The following is a 3,106-nucleotide window of genomic DNA, read 5'->3' on the forward strand; positions in this document are numbered from 1 at the left end:
CGCCAAAGCCGCTTCCCGAATCAACGGCTTGGTGCGTGATGGCCTGCGCGAAAGACGACCCTGACTGAGATGTTCGAATTCATAAACCGCAGAACGACGATCGGCGTGCGGGTGGCGATGATCGCCGCCTGCGCCGTGCCGTCGATCGCCCTGCTGTTGTACCTGTTCGTGGCCCGGGTTTCGCAGGACATCCAGACCACGCGGCGGGAATTGGATGGGACGGCCTATCTGGCCGAGATCTGGCCGGCGATGGTGTCGCCGCCCAGCCCCGCCCAAGCGGCGCCCTCGGTCGCCGTCCTGCGGAGCCGCTATGCCCGCGATCTCAAACTGGACACGATCGGACAGGCCTGGGCCTTCGCCGCCGCCTGGCCCGACACCCGGGTCGCGACGGGCGTGGCCCTGATCCGGGCGGTCGGCGATGGGTCGGGCCTCACCCTCGATACGGAACTGGCCAGCTATTACGCCATGGACGCCGCGACGGTGAAGCTGCCCCGGCTGCTCGCGGCGGCGACCGCCGCGTCCCGCGCCGCCGGCCCTCAGGAGCGCGCCTTCGCCATGGGTCAGGTGGTCAATTTCGCCGACGCGACCGCCTATGACCTGCGCCAGGCGATGGCCCACGACGCAGGGGGCCGCGCACGCAAGGCCTTGGCCGTCCCCGCCGCCAGCCTGGCGGCCACGGCGAAGCAGTTTCGTGACCAGCCGATCGGCAGTCCCGCCCTTGACGCCAGGTTGAAGCGCGAGATCGACGCCACCTGGCGCGCCGACCTCACGGAGCTCATCCGCATGCTGCGCGAGCGCGAGGCGAGGCTGGAAGGTCAGTTGGCGCTCAATCTGGCGCTGGTGCTCATTTCGCTGTGCCTGGCCGCCACGCTGATGATCGCGACCGCGCTGGGCGTCACCGGCCGTCTGCGGGGCCTGGTCGGCGCCATGGCGAGACTCAACGCCGGGGACACCGAGGTCGACATTCCCTACCTGTCCGACAGCCATGAGACCGGCCAGATCGCCGCCACCCTGGAGGCGTTCAAGCGCGGGCTGATCCATGCGGTCGAGGAGCGCCGGCGGATCGAGGCCGCCAACACGGCCCTGGGCGAGAGCGAGGCGAGGTACCGGCTGCTGGCCGACAACGCCACCGACATCATCATGAGCCACAGCCTCGACGGGCAGGTCGTCTATGCCTCGCCCTCCGTGCGCCAGTATGGCCTGCGTCCCGAGGACATGGTCGGCCGTCCCCTGGCCGGCCTGGTGCACAAGGATGATCGGGAGGAGGCGCGGCGGATGTTCTTCGACGTGACCCAGGGGTTGCCGCCCCGGCGCGGCGAATGGCGCATCCAGACCCCTGAGGGCCGATGGACCTGGCTGGAAGGCGGTCCGGCGCCCCTGCTGGATGACGCGGGCAACCTGCTCGGCGTGCTGGTCTCGATGCGCAATGTGGACGACCGCAAGGCCGCCGAGCAGGCGCTGCGGGACGTGAACGCCGAGCTCATGCGCGTGGCCCGCGTCTCGGCGCTCGGGGCCTTCGCCACGTCCATCGCCCACGAGATCAATCAGCCCCTGGCGGCCATGATCACCAATAGCGACGCCTCGACGCGCTGGCTGACCAACACCCCGCCCAATGTCGAAATGGCCGCCGCGGCCATGGCCCGGGCCGCCCGGGACGCCAGACGCGTCAGCGAGGTCGTCAACCGGATGCGGTCCCTGGTCACCCGGCAGGAACACCAGACCGCCGAGTTCCCGCTGGACGACGCCCTTGTCGAGATCCTGGCCCTGACGGAAAGCGAGCGGCTGAATCTCGGGGTGGAGGCCGTGGTCCAGCTTTGCGAGGGCGAACCCCGGGTCGACGGAGATCGCATCCAGATTCAGCAGGTGATGTTGAACCTGATCCTCAACGCCCTGGACGCCATGCGCGAGGTTCCCGCCGGGGACCGGCGGCTGATCGTGCGCACCAGCCATGCCGAGAACGGCGAGATCCAGGTCGCCGTGGAGGATCGTGGCTGCGGAATCGATGAGGCCTCGGCCGAGCGCATCTTCGACCACCTGTTCACCACCAAGGTCGGCGGCACGGGGCTGGGGCTGGCGATTTCAAAATCCATTGTCGAGAACCACGGCGGCCGCATCTGGACCGAGCCGGCGCAACCCCGGGGCGCGATCTTCAAGATAGCCCTGCCCGATGTCGCCGCGCAGGACGGCGCGCCGCCGGCCTGACCCCGGCCAGACCTGCCGCCGATCAGGCCGAGATCCGCGCCAGTCGCGCGCCGCCGGGCGCCAGGACCAGGCCCTCCGGCCGGGCGTCCGGCGCGGTCTCCGGGCGGGGCCGCAAGCGCACGACCTTGGTCCGGCCTGGCGTCAGATGGAACCAGTCGTCGTCGGCGTCGAACCCGGCCACCTCGAGATGCACACCGGCGATGAAGGCCTCCGTGGTCAGGCTGAGGCGCCAGCCACCGGCCTCCGGCGCCAGAGCGACCTCGACGCCGTCACCCTGCGGGACCGCCGATCGTCCCAGCGGATAGTGGAAGGCCTCGGACAGCACCTCGCCGGTGGCCGCGTCGGTCAGGACAGCGACCGTCAGCTCATGGCCGGGCGGGCCGAAGCGATAGGCATAGGTCACGTCCAGGAAGGTCCCCAGCATTTCCAGCAGCGACAGCGCCTGGCTGGACCGCGCGCCCAGGGTGACCTCGCGCTCAGCCCGGGCGATCCGCTGGCGGCCGCCCCGCCACAGAGACATCTCCAGCCGAACCGACCGCGCAACCGGCGTCTCATTGCGCAGGTGAATGCTGAGGCCATTCAGCCCCTCGTCGGTGAGGGCCGCCTGCAGCGGCTGGGCCGCGCGGCGGAAGCCGTACCAGGCGGGCTTGGGCTCGGCGCCTGCGTCCAACAGACCCCAGCCGGCGCCGGGTCGCACGTCCTGCAGGGTCCAGACCAGCGCGCCACGGCACGACGACGCCTCACGCCGCCACTCGCTCAACGCCTCGCCCATCAACTCGGCGCTGACCATGCGCGACAGGTCCAGATAGAGGGCCGGGTCCTCGCGGCGCAGCCGGGCCGGGTCATGGCCGTAGAGCAGCCGCAGATAGACGTCGCGCACGTCCTCGAAGTCCCAGGAGGCGCC

General features: G+C 70.5%; 2 protein-coding genes. One reads left to right on the forward strand and one right to left on the reverse strand.

Going from position 1 to position 3,106, the window contains the following annotated elements; genetic code table 11:
- The first annotated feature begins 69 nt into the window (after positions 1 to 69).
- Positions 70 to 2,202 (forward strand): ATP-binding protein, encoded by a 2,133-nt coding sequence (locus Q7P21_RS20385; protein ID WP_304180237.1) that lies wholly within the window; start codon positions 70 to 72, stop codon positions 2,200 to 2,202.
- 22 nt (positions 2,203 to 2,224) lie between these two features.
- Here Q7P21_RS20385 and Q7P21_RS20390 read toward each other — a convergent pair.
- On the reverse strand, positions 2,225 to 3,106 hold an 882-nt coding region (locus tag Q7P21_RS20390; RefSeq protein ID WP_304180239.1), incomplete at its 5' end, for a glycoside hydrolase family 2 protein.

It is taken from the genome of Phenylobacterium aquaticum (assembly GCF_947378715.1).
In the GTDB taxonomy this organism is placed as follows: domain Bacteria; phylum Pseudomonadota; class Alphaproteobacteria; order Caulobacterales; family Caulobacteraceae; genus Phenylobacterium; species Phenylobacterium aquaticum_A.

Bases quoted from the DNA above. Each gene is read 5' to 3' on its own strand.
- Q7P21_RS20385 (WP_304180237.1), top strand. From the start codon at position 70: ATGTTCGAATTCATAAACCGCAGAACGACGATCGGCGTGCGGGTGGCG.